This window comes from Staphylococcus sp. EZ-P03 (assembly GCF_003344575.1).
Lineage (GTDB): Bacteria > Bacillota > Bacilli > Staphylococcales > Staphylococcaceae > Staphylococcus > Staphylococcus simulans_B.
Genome location: NZ_QPMO01000045.1, coordinates 1 through 2,879 on the forward strand (window position 1 = coordinate 1; position 2,879 = coordinate 2,879).

General features: G+C 29.2%; 2 protein-coding genes. Both read right to left on the reverse strand.

What is annotated here, in order from left to right:
* Positions 1 to 448: 448 nt before the first annotated feature.
* Entirely contained in the window at positions 449 to 1,453 is a 1,005-nt protein-coding gene (locus tag DVJ99_RS12860) for a protein rep (RefSeq protein WP_114604545.1), read from the reverse strand.
* A gap of 201 nt (positions 1,454 to 1,654) precedes the next feature.
* On the reverse strand, positions 1,655 to 2,692 hold the full coding sequence (locus DVJ99_RS12865) for an HIRAN domain-containing protein (protein WP_114604546.1): 1,038 nt from the start codon (positions 2,690 to 2,692) through the stop codon (positions 1,655 to 1,657).
* Positions 2,693 to 2,879: the final 187 nt, after the last annotated feature.

The following is a 2,879-nucleotide window of genomic DNA, read 5'->3' on the forward strand; positions in this document are numbered from 1 at the left end:
GGTCGGCTTAATAGCTCACGCTATGCCGACATTCGTCTACAAGTTTAGTTAAGGGTTCTTCTCAACGATCAATAAATTTTCTCGGCATAAAAACGTGTTATAATTTAATTAGCGTTCTGTTTTCTTTTCACTGTTCACTTCCAAAAATGAAAATAGTGAAATCTTAAATGCCTTTAATTTTAATTTTAAAGGGGTATTTTAAAGTTTTAGGGGTAAATCATATAGTTTTATACCTAAAAACATACATAAGCTCTTAAAACGCAAATATGAGCCAAATAAATATATTCTCATTTTACAAACAAAAAATATGCAAAACCAGTGACTAATTTTTTAGACACTGCCCATTTACATGCAAATTTAAAAATTGGCATGAAAAGTGGGTAACCATGCTGGTTAAACGCTATAGTTCCCGCAGGGGCTAAAAACATAAAAAACGCTAGCTTTTTAGCTAACGTTTCACATTTTTTAAATAATAATTTTGTTTTTCAAAATTCCAAATTGCAGTAATTGAATTTGCTTTTTCTTCTTCGTCTGTCATTTTTTCTTCGTCACTTGTATTAATTAAATTACCTTCTTCGGCATCATCTAAATTTAAAATTTTATGTTTTTGTTTAAGCAATCCACCATAACTCAACATACGTTTTCGATATAAACCTTGTTCTAAATCACTAACAATTTCTGAATCTTTTTCACTATCTCCGGTTAAATAATCCGATGACTTAACCGAATATTTTGAAGTCTCTTTGATTGCTGCTTGAATATCTTTATCGCCTTTTTGATTTGGTTTGATCGCTTTAATATTTGCCACTGGTCGATAATTAACCTGAAGTGCTTTTTGCCATAAATCAACCCATTCACTCTGCGTTATATAATTAGCTTTATTTTTAAAATAACTATTTTCAACACAAAGTAAAACATGCATATGTTGGTTATAACTACCGTCATTTTGATTAACGGTAACTTCCGTAGAACGCAAAAATCCGACCAAATTTTTTTTAACTTTTGTATACATTTTTAATTTATTAAAAGCCTTAGACATATCTTTTAAACTTTTTTCTAAATGTTCTCCATCTATCGCATTTCGTGTTGAAAGAGTTAAAAACAACCAACGTGCTTTCGGCTTTTCTTTAACCACTTCTCCAATCACTCTCTGAGCTTGATAACTATTTTTCATAGCACGCCTCCAATTACAAACTGGACATAATTTTGATTTACAAAACCATGTCTTATGTAACTTCAAATAACCTTCATCAGTTGGCTTAAATTCTAAGACGCTACCACATTGTTTAACATTATAAGCTTTTTTAACTTTTAATATTTCAAGAATTTCTGCATAACTCACATTATCGATTTTCTTTTCTTTCCATGGGCGTTGTTTCCCACTTTTCGACATATCTTTCAATATTTCATTATCTTGATTTTCGGCTATATTTCTTGTATTATAAGAATGCATATAAAAAGACCCCCAGTATTATTTAAGATTCGACACCTTAATAATATAACTGGGGTTTTTTAATGTCAAATTTTCCTTTCAACTATAAAAAGCACATTAAATGCTGTTATATCAACGCTCAACCCAATTTTAATATCTTTGAGTTATTTCTATATAGTATCAAGACAAGAAGAAACTCGTTCCACTCGTTTCAGAAAAAACTCAATTCTCTTTTTTTAATTCTTCTTTTTCTTTTAATTCCATTGCTCTTTTTAAACGCAATTCCATTTCTTCTTTTTTCTTTTTATCATGCTCATAATTTCTTTTTTCAAACATATCTAAAGCTTTATTTATTATCAAAATTTCATTAGTGAAATCTTTTCTTTTACGATATATTATCGCTAATCTTTTAAAAGGAAAAGGGCTAGTATCCTCTTCAAATGTATTTTTTAAATACATTTCAATAGCATTATCTAAATATCCCTCTTCTTCTAATTCTTTAGCTTTAGCATTTCTACTAGCAAAATTATTTGGCATTTTAATACTAGAATCATATGGTTGTTCTTCAAACACTTTTTTCTTATTTTTTCGTTTTTGAGACTCTACCCATATATCTATTCTAAAACCTATGTTCCCAGATGGATCATAAGTTAAATTACCAGATGAATCTTTACTTGGAAACATAACTGCTAATACATCTGGTAAATAAATCGTCCTTAAAGTGACATTAATATTATTAAATTTAACCAATTTTTCTGCTTTTTCTCTTGGTATGTAACCTATCTTAACTGACTTTTTTTCATCATTTTCTTCATAATCTGCCATTATTTTTATAGCATTGGAATCATATAAATTACTCGGCTCTTTTTCTGCTCTTAAAGATAAATTATCTCCAATAACAGCTTTAAGTGCATCTTCTTGACGGTAAGATACGCCTGCGACATTACATAACGAATAAATTTTTTTAGGTGTTCCTTTAGGTTGTTTTCTAATAAATTCAACTATATCCTCATCCTCTGAAGCATTGTCTTTTCTAAAAGGAACATCAAATTCTCTTTCTTCTAAACTATAAATTAAAGAAATATCTGCATACTTTTCATGAGCTTCAAGAGCTAAATCAATTCTACGTTGCTCTTCATCACTTCTTTTATCAGTTGATTCTTTTTTCATTTCTTCAGATTGGGTTTTCTTTTTTTCTGCTACAAAACTATTATCATCTTTCTTTTCTATTGCAAATAATTTTTTTAATTTTTTAAACACAATATATCCCACCTCTCCAATATATTTTTAATAATATCAAACAAAATTAAATATATATATTTTTATTCCAATTGCTTTATTGACGTTGAGCCTCCGAACCCTTAACAATCCCAAAACTTGTCGAATGGTCGGCTTAATAGCTCACGCTATGCCGACATTCGTCTACAAGTTTAGTTAAGGGTTCTTC